The organism is Kineococcus esterisolvens (genome assembly GCF_050871405.1).
GTDB lineage: Bacteria > Actinomycetota > Actinomycetes > Actinomycetales > Kineococcaceae > Kineococcus.
In genome coordinates, this window is sequence record NZ_JBJLRI010000017.1 from 1 (window position 1) to 21,386 (window position 21,386).

The following is a 21,386-nucleotide window of genomic DNA, read 5'->3' on the forward strand; positions in this document are numbered from 1 at the left end:
GAGGGCCCCACCCCCCACAGGGGGTGGGGCCCTCGCCCGTGCAGCGGGCCCGCGTCAGCCGACGGGGTTGGCGGCCAGGTACGCCTGCGCCACTTCGGCGACGGACTGCTTGTCCACCTGCACCCGCGCCAGGTGCTCGGTGAGCTTCTCCGTCGTCAGCGTCGCCGAGAACGCGTTGAGCGCCTCGGTGATCGCCTCGGTGTTCGCCGAGGAGCGGATCAGCGGGAGCACGTTCTCGGCGAGGAACAGGTTCTCCGGGTCGTCCAGGACGACGAGGTCGTTCGTCTCGATGGCCGAGTCGGTGGTGAACAGGTTCGCCACCTGGATGTCGTCGTCCAGCAGGGCCTGCACGGTGAGCGGGCCGCCGGCGTCCAGGGAGCGGAAGCCGGCGAACTCCACGCCGTAGACCTCCTCCAGACCCACGAGGCCCTGGTAGCGCTCGGCGAACTCGGGTGCCCCGCCGCACACCATCTGCCCGGCCACGGGCACCAGGTCGGGGATCGCTACCAGCCCGTGCTGCTCGGCGGTCGCGCGCGTCACCGTCAGGCTGTCCTTGTCCTGCGCCTCGGACTGCTCCAGCACCTCCAGGGACTGCGGCAGCGCCTCCTGCAGCGCCTCGTACACCTCCTCGGAGGTCTGGACGTCCTGCGGGACACCGCCCTCGACCAGGGCCGACAGCAGCGCGCCGTTGTACTCGGGGATGAGGTCGATCGAGCCGTCCTGCAGGGCCTGCAGGTACACCTCCCGGGCACCGATGCCGAACTTCCGCTCCACCTGCACCCCGGTGCCCTCCAGCACCTGCGCGTACATCTCCCCCAGCAGCTCGCTCTCGGGGAAGTTCGCCGACCCCACGACCACCGCGGCGGACGAGCCCGACCCCTCACCGGCCGGTGCCGCGGACAGGGGGTCCTCCCCAGCCCCGCAGGCGGCCAGGGTCAGCCCCGCCGTGCCCGAGGCCAGTGCGGTCGTCAGCAGGGTCCTGCGCTTCATGGGTCGTGCCTTCCGTTCGGTCCTCACGCCAGGTCGGCGTCGAGGCGGGACTGGGCCGGGGTGGGCGGCCGACGGCCACCGCGCCTGCGGCGCGGCCGGCGACCGGTGAGCCCCGGGGAGACGACGGACCGCTGCACCAGCGCCAGCAGCAGGTCCAGGACGATGGCCAGCACGGCCACGACGATCGCGCCGGCGGCCACCCGACCGTAGTCGTTGACCGCGAGGCCGTCGATGAGCAGGCGCCCCAGGCCGCCCAGGCCCACAGCGGCCGCCACCGTGGCGGTGGCCACCACCTGCAGGGCCGCCGCACGCAGCCCGCTGAAGAGCACGGGCAGCGCCATCGGCACCTCCACGCCGAACAGCACCTGCAGCGGGCGCATCCCCATCCCCCGCGCCGCGTCCACGGCGGCGCGGTCCACCGAGCGCAGCCCGGCGTAGGTGGAGGTGAGGATCGGCGGGATCACCAGCACCACGAGGGCGATGAGCACCGGCACCAGGCCGAGGCCCAGGAGCGTGACGAGCAGCATCAGCAGGCCCAGCGTCGGCAGGGCCCGCCCGGCGTTGCCGGCGTTGATCGCCAGGAAGGAGCCGCGGCCGGTGTGGCCGATGAGCAGTCCGAGCGGGAAGGCGACGCAGAGGCCCAGCAGCAGCGCCAGGCCGGTGTACCCCAGGTGGTCCAGCGTCAGCTGCGGGATGGACCCGCTGCCGCTCCAGTGGGCCGGGTCCAGCAGGTAGGGGGTCTCGTCCACGGCCTCAGCCCTTCCGTCCGGCCAGGCGGGTCCACGGGGTCGCCCACCGCTGCAGCAGCACGAGCAGCAGGTCCGCCACGCCCGCCAGGAGCAGCGTCAGCACGATCCCGACGAGGATGGGCGCCGGGTAGTCCAGCTGGAACCCGCGGGTGAACAGGCCACCCAGCCCACCGACGCCGATGAGCGCGCCGACGCTGACCAGGCTGATGTTCGAGACGGCCGCCACCCGAGCCCCGGCCAGCACCACCGGCAGGGCCAGCGGCAGCTCCACCTCCACCAGCCGCCGCGAGCGCCGGTACCCCATGGCGGTCGCCGCCTCCGTGAGAGCGGGGTCCACGGAGCGCAGCGCGTCGGCGACCGTGCGGGCCATCAGCGCCAGCGTGTACACCGTCAGCGCCACCACGACGTTGACCGGCGACAGGATCCTCGTGCCCAGCAGGTACGGCAGGGTCACGAACACCGCCAGCGACGGGATGGAGTACACGATGCCCGAGACGCCCATGAGGGGCTGGTAGACGCGGGGGAAGCGCACGCCCAGGTAGCCCAGGGGCAGCGACAGCAGCACGCCGGCGACGAGGGGCACGACGGCGAGCACGACGTGCTCGGTCAGGGCGTCCAGCACCACGGCCGAGTCGCCGCGCAGGTAGTCGATCACCGCAGCTCCGTTGTCGAACCGGCGGACACGGGACCACAGTGCAGCACCCCGGACCGCGGTCCGCGAGCGGGGCGGGCCGGGCGGGCAGCCGCGGCACCGCCCGGGACGGTGCTCAGGACCCGGCCCGGGGCGGGCGGGGCGCGCGCAGGGCGGCCAGCGGGGGCCCGTGCAGCGGCTCGGTCCGCCAGGTCCCGCGGAAGGTGCCGGCGTCCGGGTCCAGCTCCAGCTGCAGGCGGTGCGGGGTCTCCACGAACACCACGTCCACCCGCAGAGCGCCGGCACCGGCCGGGGCCCAGCTCGTGGCCAGCGGCCCGGTGGTCACCCACCCGGTGCCCAGCGCGGCGGTCAGCCGGTCCGGGCCGTCCTCCAGGACCAGGGTCCAGCCCTCCCCGGCGGCACCCGCGCGCTCGACCCGCACGCGCTCCAGGGTGGCGGGCGCACTGCCCGGCGCCGGGGTCAGCACCAGGGGTCGCAGCTCCCGGGGCGGGGCGAGCGCCGGCGGGGCGTCCAGCTGCAGGGTGCGCAGCCGGCCCGCGAGCGCCGCGTCGTGCGCGGCGGCGTCCGCCGGCGGGACGGGGTCGGCCAGCGCCGGCACCAGGTGCTCCCACACGGCGTCCAGCAGCACCCGGGTGGTGGTGCTCTGCCCCGTGAGGGCCACCACGGCGTCCTGCTCGGGCAGCACCAGGCTGAACTGGCCGTAGGCGCCGTCGGCGCGGTAGCCGTGCCGGGAGGGCCAGAACTGGTAGCCGTACCCGAGCTGCCCGTCGGGGTCCGGGTGGGCGGCGGCGGTGTCCACGTGCGGGCGGCCCACCTGGTCCACCCACTGCTCCGGCAGCAGCTGCCGCTGCCCCCACCGGCCGCGCTGCAGGTGCAGCTGGCCGAGCTTGGCCAGCGCGTCGGTCGTGGCGTGCAGGCCGGAGAAGCCGATCTCGCGGCCCCGGTCGTCGGTGAGCCAGGCGGTCTCCCCCACGCCCAGGGGGTCCAGCACTCGCGGGCGCAGGTACCCGGTGAGGGTCTCACCGGTGACCCGCTGCACGATCGCCGCCAGGGAGTACGTGCACGGCTGGTTGTAGGCGAACAGCGTGCCGGGATCGGCCTGCGGCGGCAGGCGCAGGAAGCCGCGCACGACGTCGCCGGTGGGGTCCGCCGCGGCCTGCTCCAGCGTCTCGCCGGCGTGGCCGCTGGCCATGGCGGCCACGTCGCGCACGCGCATCGAGCGGGAGCGCGGGTCGCTCACGTCGGTGTCCAGCTCGGGGAAGTACGACAGCACGGTCGCGTCCAGGTCCACCAGCCCCTCGGCCACCGCCAGGCCCAGCGCGGTCGCGGTGAAGCTCTTGCTGACCGAGTAGAGCAGGTGCAGCCGCTGCGGCGCGTACGGCGCCCACCAGCCCTCGGCCACGACGGCGCCGTGGCGCAGGACCGCGAGGGAGTGCAGCTCGACGCCGTCGGCGGCCTCGACCGCGTCCAGGAAGGAGGCGATGCCGCGGGCGTCGACGCCCTGCGCGGAGGGGGCGCTGCGGGGCAGGTCCGTCCCGGTGGTGCCGGCCGGTGTGCTCGCGTCGGTGCTCACGCCCGCGATCCTAGGCGCGCGGGCCGCCTCCGCCCGGGACCGCGCGGGCGCGGTCCCGGGCAGGGCCCGGCTCAGAACAGCGCGCGCGAGAGCGCGGCGCGGGCCTTGACCACGCGCGGGTCGGAGGTGCCGACCACCGCGAACAGCTCCAGCAGGTGGGTCCGGGCGGCGTCGCGGTCCTCGCCCGCGGTGCGCTGCACGATGCGCAGCAGCCGCTCGAAGGCGTCCTCCACGTGGCCGCCGACGAGGTCCAGGTCCGCCACGACGAGCTGGGCGGCGACGTCGTCGGGAGCCTCGGCGGCCGCGGCCCGGGCCCGGCCGAGGTCGACGCCCTGCACGCGGCGCAGCACGCCGACGCGGGCCAGCCCTTCGGTGGCCGCCTCGTCGCGCGGGTCGTTCGCCAGGGCCTTCTGCCAGGCGGCCGCGGCGGCGTCGAGGTCGCCGGCCTCGACGGCGGCCCGCGCCTCGGCGTGCAACGGCGGCGGCGCCGGCTGCTCGGGCTCCTCGGCGGCGGCCGGTGCCTCGCCGGGCACGCGGCCGGTGACGCCGTTGGCCTCGGCGACCCGCAGGACCTCCTCCAGCAGCTGCCGGCCCTCCTCCGCGGAGGGGTAGGCGCCGGTGAACAGCGGCAGCGGCTGGCCCTTGACGATCGCCGCGACCAGCGGGACCGCCCGCGCCTGCAGGGACTGCACGAGCGACTGGGCCAGCGCCGGCTCGGCCTGGGCGTCGATGCGGCCCAGCAGGAAGCGGCCGCCGAACTCGTCGGCCAGCTGCGAGAGCACCTCGGCGCCGGTGTCGTAGCCCTCGGCCCACAGGTCCAGGACGACGGGGAAGCTCACCGAGGACTGCACGACCTCGGTGAAGGACTCCTCGGTGACGTCCACGACGAACGGCGATGCCTGCTGCACGGCGGCGGGGTCGGCGGCGGCGCGGCGCGCGACCTCCTCGCGGCGGGAGTTGCGGGCCGCCAGCGCCCCGAGGTCCACCGCCCCGCGCAGGTTCAGCCCCGCACCGGGGGGCGTCGGTTGAGTCATGGCGGTCAGCTTCTCACGCAGCCGCCGCGGGCCCGCAGCCCGTCCGGGCGGCCGTCGCGGGGTGCGCGGCCCGGGTGCGCGAGCGGGGCCGGGCGCCTCAGGACGCCTCGATCGAGACCGGTCCGCTCTGCACCGCCACGACGGAGGTCTGCCCCTGCCCCGGCGGCACCGCGAAGACGACGACCTCCTCCACGACCGTGGTCACGGAGGTGGCGTCCTCGCGGCCGGCGAGGGCGGCGGCCGCGGCCTGCAGCTGCCCCGGCAGTCCCCCGGCGGGCCCGGCGGCCGTGACCGACGAGCGGTACCCCGCCACGACGAGGGCACCGCCGTCGCGGGTGCGCACGGCCAGGACGGAGTCGTCCAGCAGGACCCGCTCCTGCGAGAAGGTCCCCCCGGCGCCCTCCAGCGCCCGGGCCTGCTCCTCGGCGGAGGTGAGCACGCCCCGCCGGTAGGCGTCGGTGGCGAACTGCCCGGCGAACTCGCTGCCGTCGCCGTTCAGGAGCACGTCGGCGTAGCGCTCGGCGACCGCGGCGGGGCTCATCGGCAGGTTGGTGTCCTCGTCGGCGGGCACGACGGCGGCCCCGTCGGCGGGGGCCCCGGTGGTGGGCAGGCTCGCCCCCGGCAGCAGCGAGGGCGTGGCCCACACCCGGTAGGGCTCGCGCGGCGCGGGCGAGCGCAGCACCACCAGGGACGGCTTGCTGTCGGCTCCCGGCTCGGTGACGGTGAGGAACCAGCGCGGCCAGCCCTCCTGGCGCGGCAGCACCGAGGAGATCGCCTCCAGGGTGTCCGCGCCGGCCGCCGGCGGGGTGGCGCCGGCGGCGGCGATGGTCGCGGCGGCGCGGCGCAGGTCCAGCTCCGGGCCGGTGACCCGCTGGGCCAGCGCGTCGAGGTCGGTGGCGGCGGGGTCGCCGGCCACCTCCAGGGGCGCGGTGGCGGCCTCGGCGATGCGGGCGGCCTGCGCGGGCTGGACCACCAGCGGCACCGGCGCCCGCCCGGTCGCGGCGGGAGCGGTCACCGCGGGCAGCTGGGCGCACGCGGGCAGCGCCAGCACGGCGCAGGCGAGGACGAGGGTCCGGGCGGGTCGACGCATCAGGCGGTCTCCTGCCGGGCGGGGCGGTCGGGCGTGCGGGTGCCGGGTCGCGGACCGCGGCGGCGGTGCAGCAGCAGCCCCGCGGCGCCGAGGAGGACCAGCACCGCACCGGCCACGGCGAGCGGGACGCCCCCGGGGTGCTGGGCGGCCTCGCCCCGCAGGCGCCAGGACAGCTCGACCTGCGCCGGGGCCGCGGCGGTCCCGTCGGTCGCCACGACGGCGACCGCGCCGCCGGCGGCGGCGAGGGACTCGTCGGAGGCGGTGTCCCAGGTCAGCGCGGCGCTGCCGTCGCCCTGCGCGGTGGCGATCCACACGTCGGCGGCGCGGGGGTCGGCCGCGGGCCCCGCTCCCTCCTGCTCCGCGCGTGCGACGGGTTCGTCGAGGGATCCCCCCACGCCCGTGACCTCGGTGCGGGCCGCGCCGTCCAGCCACGCCTCGGCGTCCCGGGCGGTGGCCACGCCGACGAAGACGTCCTCGCCGCCGGCGGCCCGGGCGCTGACGGTGGCCGCGGGACCGGTCAAGTCGAGCACGCCGGGCGCGGTCACCACGGCCACCGCGCCGGGCGCCGGGCTCACCGCGACGGCCAGGGTCCCCGGTGGGGCCAGGACGGTCAGGAGCAGGGCGCCGGCGGCGCCGCAGCCGATCCCGGCCAGGAGCAGCAGCCAGGCGAACGCGCGTCGCACGTGGTCCTCCAGGGTGGTGGCGCGGGCGCGGGACGGGCGCCGGGTACGGGGAGACACCCTACGCACGCCGTGGCCGTGCGGGTGAACCGCGCGCGGGCCCGCCCCGTTGACAGGGTGACGCGCACCCATGATGCTTAAAACTGCAAGAATCGCGGTGCCCGTCCCCGTCGCCGCAGCAGGCCGCGACACCTCTCGCCCGCCCGAAGGGCCCGCCGGGCCCCCTCCCGAACGCAGAGGACCGACCACGTGAACGCTGCCAGCACGTCCATCACGTCCACCACGAACCCCACGACCACCCGCCCCGCGGGGGGCGCCGCCCGCACCCCCGCGTCCACCAGCACCGGACTGCTCCTGGTGCGCCTGCTCGCCGGCGCCCTCCTGCTGGTGCACGGCGTCCCCAAGCTGTCCGACCCCGGGGGCGCCACCGGGACGGCCGCCTCCCTGGGGGTGCCGGCACCCGACCTCGCGGGCTGGCTGGTGATCCTCGGCGAGGTCGGCCTCGGCTCGCTGCTGCTGCTCGGCCTGGCGACCCGCGCGGCCGGGGCCCTGCTCCTGGCCCAGATGGCCGGGGTGTGGCTGCTCGTGCACGCCCCGCAGGGGTTCCTCGTGCAGGGGCAGGTCAACGGGGAGAACGCGCTGCTGCTCGGCGGCGTGGGCCTGATGCTGCTGTTCACCGGCGCCGGCCGCTTCTCCCTGGACGGCGCGCTGCGCCGGCGCCGGTGAGCCCCGGCCGGCGCCGCGGCGGGGCCGGCCGGGCTACTGGCCCCGGCCGGCCTCGCCCTGCGCGCGCTCCACGGCGGCCTCCAGCCGCTCCAGCTTGCCCGTCAGCTCCCCCTCGTGGCCGGGGCGGATGTCCGCCTTGAGCACCAGGGACACCCGGGGGCCGTGCCGGCCCACGGCCTCGCACGCGCGGCGCACGACGTCCATGCACTCCTCCCAGCTGCCCTCCACCGTGGTGAACATCGCGTCGGTGCGGTGAGGCAGGCCGGAGGAGCGAACGACCAGCACGGCGTCGGCGACCGCGGCGCTCACGGAGTCCGGCGCCGGGCCCTCGGGCGCGGCACCGCCGGACGGGGACACGGAGAAGGCGACCAGCACGTGCCCACGCTAGGCGCCGCGACCCGGTGGCGCCTCCCGCGGGCCCGGCACCCGTCCCGCCGGGCCGACACGTCCGGGGCTGCCCGGTGCCGCGGCCCGGCGCGACTACGCTGCCGACAGCGGTCGCACCGCCCGGCGCTCACCCGGCGGCGCGGTCCCAGCCCGTCCCCGACCCGCCCCGGAGGTCCGCGGTGTCCAACGAGTCCCACGACGCGTTCAGCATCGTCGTGCGCGGTTACGACCGCGGCCAGGTCGAGGCCCGGCTGCACCACCTGGAGGAGGCGCTGCGCGAGGCGCGCGCCCGCGTCGAGGAGAGCGACGCCCGCGCGCTGCGCGTGGCCGGCGAGCTCAGCCAGGCCCAGAAGGAGCTGCGCGAGCACGACAAGCCCACCTACTCCGGGCTCGGTGCGCGCATGGAGAAGCTGCTGCGCCTGGCCGAGGACCAGTCCGGGGAGATCCTGCGCTCGGCCCGGCGGGACGCCGACCGGCTGCGCGAGGAGGCCCGCGCCGAGGCGCTGGAGACCCGCACGCAGGCCGACGAGGACGCGCGCCGGCGGACCGAGGGAGCCACGCGCGACGCCGCGGAGATCCTCCAGCGCGCCCGCGCCGAGGCCGACGGGATCGTGGAGGCCGCCCGGCGCAGCGCCGCGGAGACCACCGCGGCCGCCGAGCGGGCGGCCGCGAACCTGCGCGCCCAGGCCGACCACGAGGCCTCCGAGGCGATCGCCGCCGCCGAGCGCAGCGCCGCGGCCCTGCGCGCGCAGGCCGAGCGCGAGACGCTCGAGCTGCGCACCGGCACCGAGGCCGCGGTGCGCGAGCAGGAGCTCGCCCTGGCGGCGGCCCGCGAGCGCGCCGCCGAGGAGGACCGCCAGCGGCTGGAGGTCGCCGCCGCCCGCACGGCCGCCCGCATCGCCGAGGCGGAGCAGCGCGCCGCCGAGGCCGAGGAGCGGGCGCAGCAGGCCGCCGAGGCCGCCGAGTCGATCCGCGCCGAGGCGCTGGCCCAGGCGGCGCTGCGCGCGGAGACGGCCCGCAAGGAGGCCGACGCGCTCGTCACGGACGCCCGCACCCGCGCCCAGCAGATGGTGGACACCGCTCGCGAGCAGGCCGAGCGCAGCCGCGCCTCGGCGCAGGCGGAGGTCGACGAGCTCATGCAGCAGCGCGACGAGATCACCGAGCACCTCGACGACCTGCGGGGCCTGCTGGGCCTGGCGCCCCTGGCGCCGGCTCACCGGGACGGCGAGGTGCAGGACGGCGAGGTGCAGGACGGCGAGCAGGCCGAGGTCGTCGACCTCAGCGGGCAGCGCGCCACGCAGGCGGACCGGGCCGGCGCCGTCGGCTGAGGCACCCCGCCCCACCGCGGGCCGGGACCCCTCTCGGGGTCCCGGCCCGCGGTGCGTCAGGCCGGCGGCCAGGTCGTCGGCAGCGGCGCCCGCGCGGGGTTGACGCGGGCCACGACCTCGTCGAGGACGCGGCGCACGGCCGGCTCCCCCACCCACAGGTGCTTGGCACCCTCCACGGCGACGACCTCCGCCTGGGGCAGGTCGGCGAACCGCTCGCGCGCCTCGGCCGGGCGCAGGAAGTCGTCGAACTCCGGCACGAGGGCCGTGACCGGCTTGCCGAGCTCCCCCCAGGCGCGCAGGTCCTCCGGGGTGGACCAGCGAAGCGGCGGGGACAGCAGGAGCAGACCCTCCACCAGCGGGTCGCGCCCGTGCACGAGCGCCAGGTCGGTGCCGAAGGACCAGCCCAGCAGCCACACGTGCGGCAGGTCGCGGAACTCGGCCAGCTCCAGCGCGGCGGCGACGTCGAAGCGCTCGGCCCGGCCGGCGTCGAAGGAGCCGCCGCTCGTGCCGCGGGGGCTGGAGGTGCCGCGGGTGTTGAAGCGCAGCACGGCCAGGTCGGCGAGCGCCGGCAGCCGGTGGGCCGCCTTGCGCAGCACGTGGCTGTCCATGAACCCGCCCGCGGTGGGCAGGGGGTGCAGCGTCACGAGGGTGGCCACGGGGTCGCGCTCGGCGGGCAGGGCCAGTTCCCCGACGAGCGTGAGCCCATCGGCGGTGTGCAGCTCCACGTCCTCGCGGCGGGCAGGCAGGACCACGTCGGAACGGATCTCCACGGGCTCCGCGCTCACCGCGCCAGCTCCTCGCGCAGCACCGTCAGCAGGCCGGCCACGTCCGCGCCGGTGGTGTCGAAGGAGGCGACGAAGCGGGCCTCCACCCGGTCGGGACCGTGGTGCGGGTCCCACACGAAGAACGGCACGCGGGCGGCGGCACGCTCGGCGACGGCCGCGGGCAGCGCGGCGAAGACGGCGTTGGCCCGGACCGGCCGCGTCAGCCGGACCCGGGACCCCAGGTCCTCCACGCCGCGCGCCAGCAGTGCGGCCGCCGCGTTGGCGGCGGCGGCGTTGCGGAGCCAGAGGTCGCCCTCGAGGAGCGCCAGCAGCTGCGCGGAGGCGAACCGGGCCTTCGACGCCAGCTGCAGGGACTGCTTGCGCAGCCGCGCCAGGCCCGGGGCGGCCTCCCCGGAGCGCACGACGACGACCTCCGCGAGACCACCGCCGTTCTTGGTCCCGCCCAGCGAGACCGCGTCCACGCCCAGGCGGGTGGTCAGCTCCCCCAGCCCGGCGCCCTGCGCGACGGCGGCGTTGGCGAGACGGGCGCCGTCCACGTGCACGCGCACGCCCAGGTCGTGGGCGACGCCGACCAGCTCCCGCAGGTGCTGGGCGGAGTAGACGGTGCCCAGCTCGGTGCTCTGCGTCAGGGTCAGCGCCCCGACGGGCGCGGACATCGGGCCCTGCGCGCGGCGCACCGCGCGCTCGAGGTCCGCGGGGTCCACGAGGCCGTCGGAGGTGGGCAGCGGGATCAGCTTCGCGCCGCCGACGTGCTCCAGGGCGCCGCCCTCGTCGTGCAGGACGTGGGCGTCGGCCGAGCACAGGACCGACTCCCAGCGGTGCGTCAGCGCCTGCAGGGCCACGACGTTGGCCCCGGTGCCGGTGAGCACGACGGCCGAGGCGGTGCCGGGACCGAAGTGCCCGCGCAGCACCTCGTCCAGGGCGGCGGTGTACGGGTCGGCGCCGTAGCTGCCCACGTGCCCGCCGTTGGCGGCGACGACGGCGGCCAGCACCTCGGGGTGCATGCCGGCGGCGTTGTCGCTGGCGAAGCCGCGGCGGGACGGGTCGTGCCGGGGGGCGGGAGCCGGACCGGGCTCCTGTGCCGTCGCCGGCGGGCGCGGTGCGGTGGGTGTTCCGGTCACCCGCCGACGGTAGTGCGAGGGGTGCCGGTGGGGCGCGGCAGGGGCTCAGCGGGGACCGCGCCGGCCGCGTGCGGCGAAGCAGGAGGCGTGCCAGTGGCGGCGCTCGCTGGCGCCGTCGCCGGGGCTGAAGGTGCCCACCGAGGGCCAGACCACGACGTGCGGCACGCCGGGCCGGATGTCCTGGGCGCACCCGGGGCAGCGGTAGGTCTTGGTGGAGGTGTCCCCGCGCAACTCGCGCACCACCCAGGATCCGTCGGCGGCGTGCACGGTGCGGTCGACGCCGCGTCCGAGCACACCGCGCGGGGGCGGGTCCGGGCGGCGGCGGTTGGCGCGGGGCACGCGCCCCAGTCTCCCAGCCGCCGGGCCGGGCAGCAGAACCGGGCGCCGCCGCGGTGGAGTCCCCTCCACACCACCGTGGCGCGCCCGGTGCACCCCCTCAAGCGCTCCAGGTCCCGATTTCGTTACAGGGCCCCTTTCGGGGGACAGCGCGGGACGGCGGCGGACGGTGCGCCCGGAGCCCGGCGGATCGCCGGCGGAGCGGCACGTAAGCTGCCGCACCGTGCGCCTGGTGATCGCCCGATGCTCCGTCGACTACGCGGGGCGCCTGTCCGCCCACCTCCCCCTGGCCACCCGGCTGCTGGTGGTGAAGGCCGACGGCAGCGTGCTCGTGCACTCCGACGGCGGCTCCTACAAGCCGCTGAACTGGATGAGCCCGCCCGCCCGGCTGACGGTGACCCCGGCGGGCGAGGACACCGCCGAGGGCGTCGTGGAGACGTGGACGGTGCAGCACCTGAAGAACGACGACAAGCTCGTGGTGTCCGTCCACGAGGTGCTGCACGACTCCAGCCACGAGCTCGGCGTGGACCCGGGCCTGGTCAAGGACGGCGTGGAGGCGCACCTGCAGCAACTGCTGGCCGAGCACATCGCCACGCTCGGCGAGGGGTACCGGCTCGTGCGCCGCGAGTACCCCACGGCGATCGGGCCGGTGGACATCCTGGCTCGCGACGGCGGCGGCGGGACCGTGGCGGTGGAGATCAAGCGCCGCGGCGAGATCGACGGCGTGGAGCAGCTGACCCGCTACCTGGAGCTGCTCAACCGCGACCCGCGACTGCGGCCGGTGGCCGGCGTGTTCGCCGCCCAGGAGATCAAACCCCAGGCGCGCACGCTGGCCACCGACCGCGGCATCCGCTGCGTGACGCTGGACTACGACGCCCTGCGCGGCATGGACGACGCCTCGGCGCGCCTGTTCTGAGCCTGCTGCTTCAGCCGGGTCACCACGGGCCGCGGTGAGGCACCGGCCCGCGCGAGCTCGTCGTCGACGCGCAGCACGCGGTGCAGGCGGGTGACGCGCACCAGCCGCAGCGCGGGGAGCGGCACGTCCCGCAGCACCAGCTCCCGGCCCGCGCGCTGTGCCCGGCGGTGTGCCCCGACGAAGACGCCCAGGCCGGTGGCGTCGGCGACGACGACGCCGTCGACGCTGACCACCAGTGGGCCGGAACCGCGGTCGACGGCGGCGTGCAGGGCCGCCCTGACCTCCGGGACCGAGTGCACGTCGAGGCGCCCGGAGACCCGCACGAGCCTGCCGGGGTCCTCCTCGACGACGGTGGCACCGCCTGGTGGGGCGGTGCGGGCGGCGCGTCGCGCCGCCACGTCGTCCGCGGCGCTGGGCACTGCGGTCCTTGCTGCGACCTGGATCGCCATTGTGTTCCTCCCCCGAGGACGCCGGTCGTGGTCACCGGCTAGGACGCAGGGGCCCGCCGTCCGGTTGCACCGTGCTGCCGCACACCCGGGACACCCTGTACGCCGACTCTGCCACGGAACGCAGTCACAGGGACACGGAGCGACGTCCCTTCACCGAACGGTGACCTTCTCGTGGCACGGCCCGCCACTCCCGCTGGACAGGGCGGGGACACTGTCCGGGTGACGTTCGGCGGCTACTACTACGCGGTGGGCCCGATCATGGCCCTGCTCATCGTGGGAGTCCTGGCCCTGCTGCTGCGCTGGACGTTCTCGCACGGCCGGTCGCTGGTCGAGCGGCGCCCGCACCGCGGTGCCAGCGAGGAGTACGGCCTGCTCGAGGTGGTTTCCGCCCCCGCCACCTTCGTCGAGGCCGAGGTGCAGCGGCGCACCCTCCTGGACGCCGGCATCCGCGCCACCCTGGCCCCCACCACCGAGGGCCCGCGCGTCATGGTCTTCCCCGAGCAGGCCGCGCTGGCCCGGCAGCTCCTCGACGGTCCCGGCGGGGGGCGCTGAGCGCACGCCGCGGCCGGGACGGGCTCCGGTGCCGCTCCGCCTCGGCGGCCCTCAGGCGACGTTGACGTTCTGGCCCGGGGGCGCCGACTCCAACCAGGACGCGAACCCCGTGTAGGCGTCGGTGCTCATGGCCAGCTCGACCCCGACGCCGCCGTGGCGGCACTCCGCGACGATCGCCTCCGGCTGCACCGCCAGCCGCTCGTGCCCCTCCGCGTCGCGCCGGCGGGTCACGTCGAGCGCCCCCCGTGCGAAGGAGCACGAGGGGCGCGGCGACAGCGAGAACAGGCGGTACCAGTCCAGCCGGTCCGTCTCGTAACGCGCCACCCCCAGGGCCCAGCGGCGGGACCCCGAGGCGCGCATCGAGCAGTCGAACGAGCCGAGCCGCCCACTGAGGCGGCGGCGCCGCACGACGACGAGGACCAGGCCGAGCAGCGCGACCAGGGCGCACGCGCCCGCCACCTCCAGGGACAGCAGCAGTTCGCGCACGCCGGTCAGGTCCTCGCCGCTCGAACCGTCAGTGGACCTCGCCGCCCCGACCGGTGCTCTCGGTGACCGTCTCGGCCACGATCGTCACCTTGTCGGAGTCGACGGAGAAGAACCCGCCGTCCACGTGGACGGTGGTACCGCCCCCGGCACCGGAGACGGACACCTCCCCCGTCGCGAGGACGGCCAGCAACGGCTCGTGGCCGGCCATGATGCCGATCTCGCCGTCGACGGTGCGGGCGCGCACCAGCGTCGCCTCACCCGACCACACGGACCGGTCGGCGGCGACCAGCTCGACCTGCAACGGCACCCTGTGCTCCTTAGCTCCTCGTGACGGCTACCGGCCCGCGAGGGTCAGTCGCCCTGCTTCTGGATCTCGGCCCACTTGCGCTCGACGTCCTCGAGACCACCGACGTTGAAGAAGGCCTGCTCGGCGACGTGGTCGAACTCGCCGTCCGCGATTCGCGAGAAGCCCTCGACGGTCTCCTTCAGGGGGACCGTCGAGCCGGCGACGCCGGTGAACTTCTCCGCCATGTACGTGTTCTGCGAGAGGAACTGCTGGATGCGCCGCGCGCGGGACACGGTGAGCTTGTCCTCCTCGGACAGCTCGTCCACGCCGAGGATCGCGATGATGTCCTGCAGCTCCTTGTTGCGCTGCAGGATCTGCTTCACGCGCACCGCGGTCTCGTAGTGGTCCCGGGCGATGTACAGCGGGTCCAGGATCCGGGAGGTGGAGGCCAGCGGGTCCACCGCGGGGTACAGACCGCGCGAGGCGATCTCGCGGGACAGCTCCGTGGTGGCGTCCAGGTGGGCGAAGGTCGTCGCCGGGGCCGGGTCGGTGTAGTCGTCCGCGGGGACGTAGATCGCCTGCAGCGAGGTGATCGAGTGCCCACGGGTGGAGGTGATGCGCTCCTGGAGGACGCCCATCTCGTCGGCCAGCGTCGGCTGGTAGCCCACGGCCGACGGCATGCGGCCCAGCAGGGTCGAGACCTCGGAACCGGCCTGGGTGAACCGGAAGATGTTGTCGATGAACAGCAGCACGTCCTGCTTCTGCACGTCGCGGAAGTACTCCGCCATCGTCAGCGCGGACAGGGCCACGCGCAGGCGCGTCCCCGGCGGCTCGTCCATCTGGCCGAAGACCAGGGCGGTCTTGTCGAAGACGCCGGCCTCGGCCATCTCGCCGATGAGGTCGTTGCCCTCACGGGTGCGCTCACCGACACCGGCGAACACCGAGACACCGCCGTGGTTCTGCGCGACGCGCTGGATCATCTCCTGGATGAGGACCGTCTTGCCGACGCCAGCACCGCCGAACAGGCCGATCTTGCCGCCCTGGACGTACGGGGTGAGCAGGTCGATGACCTTGATGCCGGTCTCGAACATCTGCGTCTTCGACTCGAGCTGGTCGAAGCTGGGGGCCTTGCGGTGGATCGGCCAGCGCTCGGTGACCTCCAGGCGCTCGCCCTCCTCGAGGTTGAGGCAGTCGCCGATGGCGTTGAAGACGTGACCCAGGGTCACGTTGCCGACCGGGACGGAGATCGGGGCACCGGTGTCGACCACGGGAGCACCGCGCACCATGCCGTCGGTGGGCTTCAGCGAGATGGCGCGAACCATGTTGTCGCCCAGGTGGGAGGCCACCTCGAGCGTCACGGTCTGGGTCTGCCCGCCCATGCTCACCTCGGTGGTGAGGGCGTTGTTCTGCTCGGGCATCGTGTCGGCCGAGAACTCGACGTCGACGACGGGGCCGATGACTCGGGCGATGCGGCCGGTCGCACCCTTGCTGGTGCCGGCGGCCGATTCGGTGACGGTGGCGGTCATGTCGCTCCTCGGGCTTCCTTCGTCGAGTGAGTGCGTGCGTGGTGCGGGCGTCAGCCGCGGGAACCGGAGGAGGCCAGCGCGTCGGCGCCGCCGACGATCTCGGTGATCTCCTGCGTGATGTCCGCCTGCCGGGCGTTGTTCGCCAGCCGCGTGAGGTTCTTGATGAGTTCGTCCGCGTTGTCCGTGGCGGACTTCATCGCCCGCTGGCGGGCGGCGAGCTCGGAGGCCGCGGCCTGCAGGAGGCAGTTGTAGATGCGGCTGTTGACGTACTGCGGCAGCAGCGCGTCGAGGACCGCCTCCGGGCTGGGCTCGAAGCTGTACAGGGGCGTGAGCTCCCCGTCCTGGGCGCCGGAGCCCTCCACGACCTCGAGCGGCAGCAGGCGGATGACGCGCGGCTCCTGCGTGACCATGTTCACGAAGTGCGTGTAGACGACGTGGATCTCGTCGATGCCGCCCTCGGCCGCTTCGCGGCCGAAGTCCTCGACGAGGCGCTCACCGATCTCCTTGGCGTGCTCGTACCGCGGGGAGTCGGTGAACCCCGACCACTCCGCGGTGATGTCGCGGCGGCGGAAGCGGTAGAAGGACGCCGCCTTGCGACCGACGAGGTAGGGCGAGATCTCCTTGCCCTCCGCGCGGAGGGCCGCGCTCAGGCGCTCCCCCTCGCGCAGCACGCTGGAGGAGTAGGCGCCGGCCAGGCCGCGGTCCGAGGACAGCAGCAGGACGGCGGCGCGCCGGACCTGCGGCTTCTCGGTGATCAGCGGGTGGTCGAGCGAGGCGTTGGACGCCGCCGCCGACACCGCCCGGGTGAGCGCCCGGGCGTACGGGGTCGACGCCCGGACGTTCGCCTGCGCCTTGATGATGCGCGACGCCGCGATCAGCTCCATCGCGCGGGTGATCTTCTTGGTCGCCTGGACCGAGCGGATCTGCCGCCGGTAGGCCCTCAGCTGGCCTGCCATGTCCTGCTCCTCTTCCCTGCTCCGCTCGGTCCCTGCTGTGCTTGTCCCGGCCGCGTCAGCTGCGGGCCGCCGTCGCCCCGCCCCGGTTGGTGGTGATGCGCTCCTGCGAGACGTCACCCGCGTCCGCGCCGTCCGCGCCGCTCCCGGCCGGCACCGGCGCGGCGTCCTCGGAGGAGGAGAACTGCGGCTTGAAGGCGTCCACGGCCTTCTTCAGCTCCTCCTTGGCGCCGTCGGAGAACTGCTTCGTCTCGCGGATGCCCTCCATGACGCCGGGGTGCTGGCGCTTGACGTAGTCGAGGAACTCACGCTCGAAGCGGCTGACGTCCGAGACCTCGATCGAGTCGAGCTGCCCGGTGGTGCCGGCCCAGATGGAGACGACCTGCTCCTCCAGCGAGTACGGGGTGTACTGCGGCTGCTTCAGCAGCTCCACGAGGCGGGCGCCGCGGGCGAGCTGGTTGCGCGAGGCCTGGTCGAGGTCCGAGGCGAACATCGCGAACGCCTCCATCGCCCGGTACTGCGCCAGGTCCAGCTTCAGCGTGCCCGAGATGCCCTTGATCGCCTTGGTCTGCGCGGCGCCGCCGACCCGGGAGACCGAGATGCCGACGTCGATGGCGGGGCGCTGGTTGGCGTTGAAGAGGTCGGACTGCAGGAAGATCTGCCCGTCGGTGATGGAGATGACGTTGGTCGGGATGTACGCCGAGACGTCGTTGCCCTTGGTCTCGATGAACGGCAGACCGGTCATCGAGCCGCCACCGAGCTCGTCGGACAGCTTCGCGCAGCGCTCCAGCAGGCGGGAGTGCAGGTAGAAGACGTCACCGGGGTAGGCCTCGCGGCCCGGCGGGCGGCGCAGCAGCAGCGACACGGCGCGGTACGCCTCGGCCTGCTTGGACAGGTCGTCGAAGACGATGAGGACGTGCTTGCCGCTGTACATCCAGTGCTGGCCGATGGACGAGCCGGTGTAGGGCGCGAGGTACTTGAAGCCGGCCGGGTCGGACGCGGGGGCGGCGACGATGGTCGTGTACTCCATCGCGCCGGCCTCCTCCAGCGAGCGGCGCACGGAGGCGATCGTCGAGCCCTTCTGGCCGATCGCGACGTAGATGCAGCGGACCTGCTGCTTCGGGTCGCCGCTCTCCCAGTTGGCCTTCTGGTTGATGATCGTGTCGATCGCGATGGCCGTCTTGCCGGTCTGGCGGTCGCCGATGATGAGCTGGCGCTGGCCGCGACCGACCGGGATCATCGCGTCGATGGCCTTGATGCCGGTCTGCAGCGGCTCGCGGACCTCCTGGCGCTGCACGACCGAGGGGGCCTGCAGCTCCAGCGCGCGGCGGGCCTCAGCCTCGATCGGCCCGAGGCCGTCGATCGGCGCTCCCAGCGGGTCCACGACGCGGCCCAGGAAGGCGTCGCCGACCGGCACGGACAGCACCTCGCCCGTGCGGTGGACCTCCTGGCCCTCCTCGATGCCCGAGTAGTCGCCCAGGACGACGACGCCGATCTCGCGGACGTCGAGGTTCTGCGCCAGGCCCAGGGTGCCGTCCTCGAAGCGGAGCAGCTCGTTCGCCATCACCGAGGGCAGGCCCTCGACGCGGGCGATGCCGTCGCCGGCCTCGCTGACGCGCCCGACCTCCTCGCGCGCGGCGGTACCGGGGTCGTACGACGCGACGAAGGCGTCGAGAGCGTCCCGGATCTCCTCCGGGCGGATGGTCAGCTCGGCCATGGGATGCCCTGCTCTCCTTCTGGGGGTGCTGTCTGTGGAGCCGGCGGGTGGTGCCCGTGGCTCGCGGCGGGTGCTCGGTCCCGGCGTCGCCGGACCGCCGAGCGGCGGTTCAGTGCGTGTCTCGACCCATTGTCCCCCGTGGCGGGGGGCAGGTCGACCGAGCCGCCGCCCGTTCGCCGACGGTTCAGCCGGCGAGGCGGCGGCGGGCCTCGGCGAGCCGCGTGGAGACGGCGCCGTCGATGACGTCGTCACCGACGCTCACCCGCAGACCGCCGACCAGCTCGGGGTCGATGTCGACGTTGAGGCGGATCGCGCGGCCGTACTGGCGGCTCAGCACCGCGGCGAGCCGGTCGCGGTGCGCCTCGCTCAGCGGCCGGGCGCTCACCACGTGGGCGACCAGCTGCTCGCGCCGGCGCGCCACGACGGTGACGTACTCCTCCAGCAACCGCTCGGCGCGCACGCCGCGCGGCGCGGCGGCCGCCCGGCGGGCGAGCTGCACGGCCTCCGGGCTGGCCCGGCCCAGGAGCAGCCGGGAGACCAGGGCCGCCCGGTTGGCGGCCGGGGCGGTCCGGTCCGCCAGCGCGTCGCGCAGCGCGGGGTTGCCCGCCACGGTGCGCGAGAAGCGGAAGAGCTCGTCCTCCAGGGCGTCCAGGTGGCCCGAGCGCTCCGCCTGGGCCGCCACCGCCGCCACCGCCAGCCGCTCGCAGGCGTCGGCGATGTCGCGGGTCGCGCTCCAGCGGCCGGTGGCCAGGGCCGCGACCGTCTCGACGGCGGCCGGCGACACCTTGGTCCCCAGCACGCTGCGCACGAACGCGGCCTTGACCGCGCCGTCGCGCGCCGGGTCGGTCAGCGCCCGGCGCAGCCCGATGGAGTCGTCGAGCAGCGAGGTGACCGCGAACAGGTCCTCACCGGTTCGCCCGGCGTCGGCCCCCTCGGCGGTCAACTGCGCCTCGAGGACCTCCTGGGCACGGGCCACGCTGACCCGCGCCGCGCCGCTGTCGAGGTCGGTCATCGGGTCGTCACGCCCTGCGGGGAGGACTCCAGCTCGGCCAGGAAGCGGTCGACGACCCCGCTCTGCCGCGCCGGCTCCTGCAGCGACTCACCGACGATGCGCGAGGCGAGGTCGGTGGCCAGCCGGCCGACCTCGGCACGCAACTGCGCCGAGGCCTGCGCACGCTCGGCCTCGATCGTGGCGCGGGCGGACGTGGTGATCCGCTCGGCCTCGGCCTGGGCCTGCTCGCGCATCTCCGCGACGATCGCCGCGCCCTGCTGGCGGGCCTCCTCGCGGATGCGGTTGGCCTCGCCGCGGGCGTCGGCGAGCTGCGCCTTGTACTCCTGCAGCGCGGCGTTGGCCTCGGCCTGTGCGCGCTCGGCCTTCTCGACGCCGCCCTGGATCGCCTCGCGGCGCTCCTCGAAGGCCTTCTCGAGCCGCGGCACGACGACCTTGGCGACGAGCAGGTAGAGCAGGGCCAGGAAGACCAACCCGGCGATGAGCTCACCGGGGTGCGGCAGGACGGGGTAGGCGGACTCCCAGAAGCCCTCCTCCTCGGCCGCCGCCGCCATCACCCACGCGGGCATGTGCGCTCCTTAGCTGTCAGTGTCGGACGAGTGGCCGAGCGATCAGCTGTTGACACCCGGGTTGATGAAGGCGAGGACGAAGCCCAGGATCGCGAGCGCCTCGGCGAGCGCGAAGCCCAAGATGGCGATGGGCTGCAGCATGCCGCGGGACTCCGGCTGGCGCGCCACGCCGTTGATGTAGGCGGCGAAGACGAGACCGACGGCGATGGCCGGGCCGATCGCGGCGAGGCCGTAACCGATGACGTTGAGGCTTCCACCCATGGTGTGGATCGTTCCTTTCTCGGCCCGGCGCCGGCTCGGCCCCGGGGACGTTGGGTCTGCGGTGGGTCAGTGCTCGTCGGCGAGGGAGCCGGCGATGTACGTGGCGGTCAGCAGCACGAAGATGTAGGCCTGCAGGACCTGGATGAGCAGCTCGAAGAACGACATGACCAGACCGAACAGGTAGGAGACCACGCCCGCGGCGGGCAGCAGACCCTCACCGTGCAGCAGCAGGTGCTCGCCGCCCAGGAACAGCACGAGGATCAGCATGTGACCCGCGAACATGTTCGCGAAGAGTCGCACCGCCAGCGTCAGCGGGCGGGAGACGAAGTAGGTGAACAGCTCCAGCAGGTACACGACCGGAACCAGGAAGACCGGCACGCCCGCCGGCATGAGCGACTTGAAGTAGCCGCCCACACCCTTCCGCTTCATGCCGATGAGGTGGTAGAGCACGAAGACCACGAGCGTCAGCGCGATCGGGAACCCGATGCGGCTCATCGTGGGGAACTGGATCGGCGGGATGACGCCGACCAGGTTGTTCACGAGGATCAGCACGAACATCGTGAACAGCAGCGGGACGTAGCGGAGGAACTCCTTCGACCCGATGATGTCGCGCGCCACGCCGTTGCGGACGAAGCCGTAGAGGGCCTCCACCGCGAACTGCTTCTTGTTGGCGGGCACCACGGTGAGCCGCTTGGTGGTCGCCAGCAGCAACGCCCCGATGACCACGACGCTCAGCGCCATGACGAACATCGGGCGGGTCAGGGCGAAGGCGCCGTCCCCGACGAGCGGCTGCCAGAAGTCCGCGGGCGTGGGAGCCTCGAAGGACTCCCCGCCTGCGGTGGCGAGCGTGGACAGGCTCACAGCGTCTCCTCCGTACGAACGCCAGTGTGTGGACGGGGGGCCGGGTCGGTGCGCTGGTCGCCCGGCTGCGCTGTGCGCGAGCTGGGCATCACTTGCGCGAACCGTACCGGAACCACACGTAGTAGATGCTCAAGGCCATGCCGCCGAGACTGCCGACGACCGCCAGGAACGAGGTGTCCAGGAGCCGGTCGAGCAGCAGGCCGAGCAAGCCGAAGCCGACGATCCCGGACAAGAGGTACGACGCCGCGTTCCAGGCCAGGCTGTCGTTCAGCCGGGCCTCCTCGCGCGCGTCCTCGTCCGGCCGCCTGTCCTCGTCGGGCATGGTGGGGCGAACGGTAGCAGTCGTCCAC

26 protein-coding genes are annotated in these 21,386 nt (G+C 74.9%); 4 read left to right on the forward strand and 22 right to left on the reverse strand.

The window, feature by feature from the left end; translation table 11 throughout:
* Window positions 1-54: 54 nt before the first annotated feature.
* From ACRYR8_RS07865 to ACRYR8_RS07895, 7 genes are all read right to left on the reverse strand, one after another.
* Window positions 55-990, reverse strand: a complete 936-nt coding sequence (locus ACRYR8_RS07865) for an ABC transporter substrate-binding protein (protein ID WP_432483798.1) — start codon at window positions 988-990, stop codon at window positions 55-57.
* Between the two features lie 23 nt (window positions 991-1,013).
* The gene (locus tag ACRYR8_RS07870; RefSeq protein ID WP_432483801.1) at window positions 1,014-1,739 is read right to left on the reverse strand and encodes an ABC transporter permease; all 726 of its coding nucleotides are present in this window, start codon (window positions 1,737-1,739) and stop codon (window positions 1,014-1,016) included.
* A gap of 4 nt (window positions 1,740-1,743) precedes the next feature.
* Window positions 1,744-2,394, reverse strand: coding sequence for an ABC transporter permease (locus tag ACRYR8_RS07875; RefSeq protein WP_432483803.1), 651 nt, complete (start codon window positions 2,392-2,394; stop codon window positions 1,744-1,746).
* Between the two features lie 112 nt (window positions 2,395-2,506).
* Window positions 2,507-3,964, reverse strand: a complete 1,458-nt coding sequence (locus ACRYR8_RS07880; RefSeq protein ID WP_432483805.1) for a serine hydrolase domain-containing protein — start codon at window positions 3,962-3,964, stop codon at window positions 2,507-2,509.
* Window positions 3,965-4,035: 71 nt separating this feature from the next.
* Window positions 4,036-4,998 carry a co-chaperone YbbN gene (locus tag ACRYR8_RS07885; protein WP_432483807.1) on the reverse strand — a complete coding sequence of 321 codons (963 nt, stop codon included), beginning with the start codon at window positions 4,996-4,998 and terminating at the stop codon, window positions 4,036-4,038.
* 97 nt (window positions 4,999-5,095) lie between these two features.
* Window positions 5,096-6,088, reverse strand: a complete 993-nt coding sequence (locus tag ACRYR8_RS07890; protein WP_432483809.1) for a DUF8094 domain-containing protein — start codon at window positions 6,086-6,088, stop codon at window positions 5,096-5,098.
* Entirely contained in the window at window positions 6,088-6,771 is a 684-nt protein-coding gene (locus ACRYR8_RS07895; RefSeq protein ID WP_432483811.1) for a hypothetical protein, read from the reverse strand. Before ACRYR8_RS07895 ends, ACRYR8_RS07890 begins: the two co-directional genes overlap by 1 nt.
* 246 nt (window positions 6,772-7,017) lie before the next feature.
* On the opposite strand from ACRYR8_RS07895, the gene ACRYR8_RS07900 reads away from it, so the two are divergent.
* On the forward strand, window positions 7,018-7,494 hold the full coding sequence (locus tag ACRYR8_RS07900) for a DoxX family protein (protein WP_432483813.1): 477 nt from the start codon (window positions 7,018-7,020) through the stop codon (window positions 7,492-7,494).
* Window positions 7,495-7,527: 33 nt separating this feature from the next.
* Here the strand turns inward: ACRYR8_RS07900 and ACRYR8_RS07905 are convergent, their stop codons facing one another.
* A complete protein-coding gene (locus ACRYR8_RS07905) occupies window positions 7,528-7,869 on the reverse strand; it encodes a thiamine-binding protein (protein WP_432483815.1) in 342 nt (113 codons plus the stop codon).
* A gap of 191 nt (window positions 7,870-8,060) precedes the next feature.
* On the opposite strand from ACRYR8_RS07905, the gene ACRYR8_RS07910 reads away from it, so the two are divergent.
* Window positions 8,061-9,209 (forward strand): DivIVA domain-containing protein, encoded by a 1,149-nt coding sequence (locus ACRYR8_RS07910; RefSeq protein WP_432483817.1) that lies wholly within the window; start codon window positions 8,061-8,063, stop codon window positions 9,207-9,209.
* Window positions 9,210-9,265: 56 nt separating this feature from the next.
* On the opposite strand, the gene ACRYR8_RS07915 is transcribed toward ACRYR8_RS07910, so the two are convergent.
* From ACRYR8_RS07915 to ACRYR8_RS07925, 3 genes are read right to left on the reverse strand one after another with little or no spacing between them, the layout of a single operon-like run.
* The gene (locus tag ACRYR8_RS07915; RefSeq protein ID WP_432483819.1) at window positions 9,266-9,994 is read right to left on the reverse strand and encodes an alpha/beta hydrolase; all 729 of its coding nucleotides are present in this window, start codon (window positions 9,992-9,994) and stop codon (window positions 9,266-9,268) included.
* The gene (locus ACRYR8_RS07920; RefSeq protein WP_432483821.1) at window positions 9,991-11,115 is read right to left on the reverse strand and encodes a threonine aldolase family protein; all 1,125 of its coding nucleotides are present in this window, start codon (window positions 11,113-11,115) and stop codon (window positions 9,991-9,993) included. Before ACRYR8_RS07920 ends, ACRYR8_RS07915 begins: the two co-directional genes overlap by 4 nt.
* 45 nt (window positions 11,116-11,160) lie before the next feature.
* A complete protein-coding gene (locus tag ACRYR8_RS07925; protein WP_432483823.1) occupies window positions 11,161-11,454 on the reverse strand; it encodes an Rv1322 family protein in 294 nt (97 codons plus the stop codon).
* A gap of 220 nt (window positions 11,455-11,674) precedes the next feature.
* Between ACRYR8_RS07925 and nucS the strand changes: the two genes are divergently transcribed.
* Complete coding sequence (nucS, locus tag ACRYR8_RS07930; RefSeq protein ID WP_432483825.1) at window positions 11,675-12,367, forward strand: endonuclease NucS; 693 nt, start codon at window positions 11,675-11,677, stop codon at window positions 12,365-12,367.
* On the opposite strand, the gene ACRYR8_RS07935 is transcribed toward nucS, so the two are convergent.
* A complete protein-coding gene (locus ACRYR8_RS07935; RefSeq protein ID WP_432483899.1) occupies window positions 12,319-12,765 on the reverse strand; it encodes an STAS domain-containing protein in 447 nt (148 codons plus the stop codon). The genes nucS and ACRYR8_RS07935 overlap by 49 nt on opposite strands.
* A gap of 270 nt (window positions 12,766-13,035) precedes the next feature.
* On the opposite strand from ACRYR8_RS07935, the gene ACRYR8_RS07940 reads away from it, so the two are divergent.
* The gene (locus tag ACRYR8_RS07940; RefSeq protein WP_432483827.1) at window positions 13,036-13,368 is read left to right on the forward strand and encodes a hypothetical protein; all 333 of its coding nucleotides are present in this window, start codon (window positions 13,036-13,038) and stop codon (window positions 13,366-13,368) included.
* A 51-nt stretch (window positions 13,369-13,419) separates the two neighbouring features.
* On the opposite strand, the gene ACRYR8_RS07945 is transcribed toward ACRYR8_RS07940, so the two are convergent.
* The 10 genes from ACRYR8_RS07945 to ACRYR8_RS07990 form a co-directional block, all read right to left on the reverse strand.
* The gene (locus ACRYR8_RS07945) at window positions 13,420-13,854 is read right to left on the reverse strand and encodes a DUF2550 domain-containing protein (protein WP_432483829.1); all 435 of its coding nucleotides are present in this window, start codon (window positions 13,852-13,854) and stop codon (window positions 13,420-13,422) included.
* Window positions 13,855-13,882: 28 nt separating this feature from the next.
* A complete protein-coding gene (locus ACRYR8_RS07950; protein ID WP_432483831.1) occupies window positions 13,883-14,161 on the reverse strand; it encodes a F0F1 ATP synthase subunit epsilon in 279 nt (92 codons plus the stop codon).
* Window positions 14,162-14,205: 44 nt separating this feature from the next.
* Entirely contained in the window at window positions 14,206-15,666 is a 1,461-nt protein-coding gene (atpD, locus tag ACRYR8_RS07955; protein ID WP_432483833.1) for a F0F1 ATP synthase subunit beta, read from the reverse strand.
* A 50-nt stretch (window positions 15,667-15,716) separates the two neighbouring features.
* Complete coding sequence (locus tag ACRYR8_RS07960) at window positions 15,717-16,622, reverse strand: F0F1 ATP synthase subunit gamma (RefSeq protein WP_432483835.1); 906 nt, start codon at window positions 16,620-16,622, stop codon at window positions 15,717-15,719.
* Window positions 16,623-16,677: 55 nt separating this feature from the next.
* A complete protein-coding gene (atpA, locus tag ACRYR8_RS07965) occupies window positions 16,678-18,336 on the reverse strand; it encodes a F0F1 ATP synthase subunit alpha (protein ID WP_432483837.1) in 1,659 nt (552 codons plus the stop codon).
* A gap of 184 nt (window positions 18,337-18,520) precedes the next feature.
* The gene (locus tag ACRYR8_RS07970) at window positions 18,521-19,348 is read right to left on the reverse strand and encodes a F0F1 ATP synthase subunit delta (RefSeq protein ID WP_432483839.1); all 828 of its coding nucleotides are present in this window, start codon (window positions 19,346-19,348) and stop codon (window positions 18,521-18,523) included.
* Entirely contained in the window at window positions 19,345-19,914 is a 570-nt protein-coding gene (locus ACRYR8_RS07975) for a F0F1 ATP synthase subunit B (RefSeq protein ID WP_432483841.1), read from the reverse strand. Before ACRYR8_RS07975 ends, ACRYR8_RS07970 begins: the two co-directional genes overlap by 4 nt.
* 42 nt (window positions 19,915-19,956) lie before the next feature.
* A complete protein-coding gene (locus tag ACRYR8_RS07980) occupies window positions 19,957-20,175 on the reverse strand; it encodes an ATP synthase subunit C-like protein (RefSeq protein ID WP_432483843.1) in 219 nt (72 codons plus the stop codon).
* A gap of 66 nt (window positions 20,176-20,241) precedes the next feature.
* Window positions 20,242-21,036, reverse strand: coding sequence for a F0F1 ATP synthase subunit A (gene atpB, locus ACRYR8_RS07985; RefSeq protein WP_432483845.1), 795 nt, complete (start codon window positions 21,034-21,036; stop codon window positions 20,242-20,244).
* A gap of 88 nt (window positions 21,037-21,124) precedes the next feature.
* Entirely contained in the window at window positions 21,125-21,358 is a 234-nt protein-coding gene (locus ACRYR8_RS07990; RefSeq protein ID WP_432483847.1) for an AtpZ/AtpI family protein, read from the reverse strand.
* Window positions 21,359-21,386 lie beyond the last annotated feature (28 nt).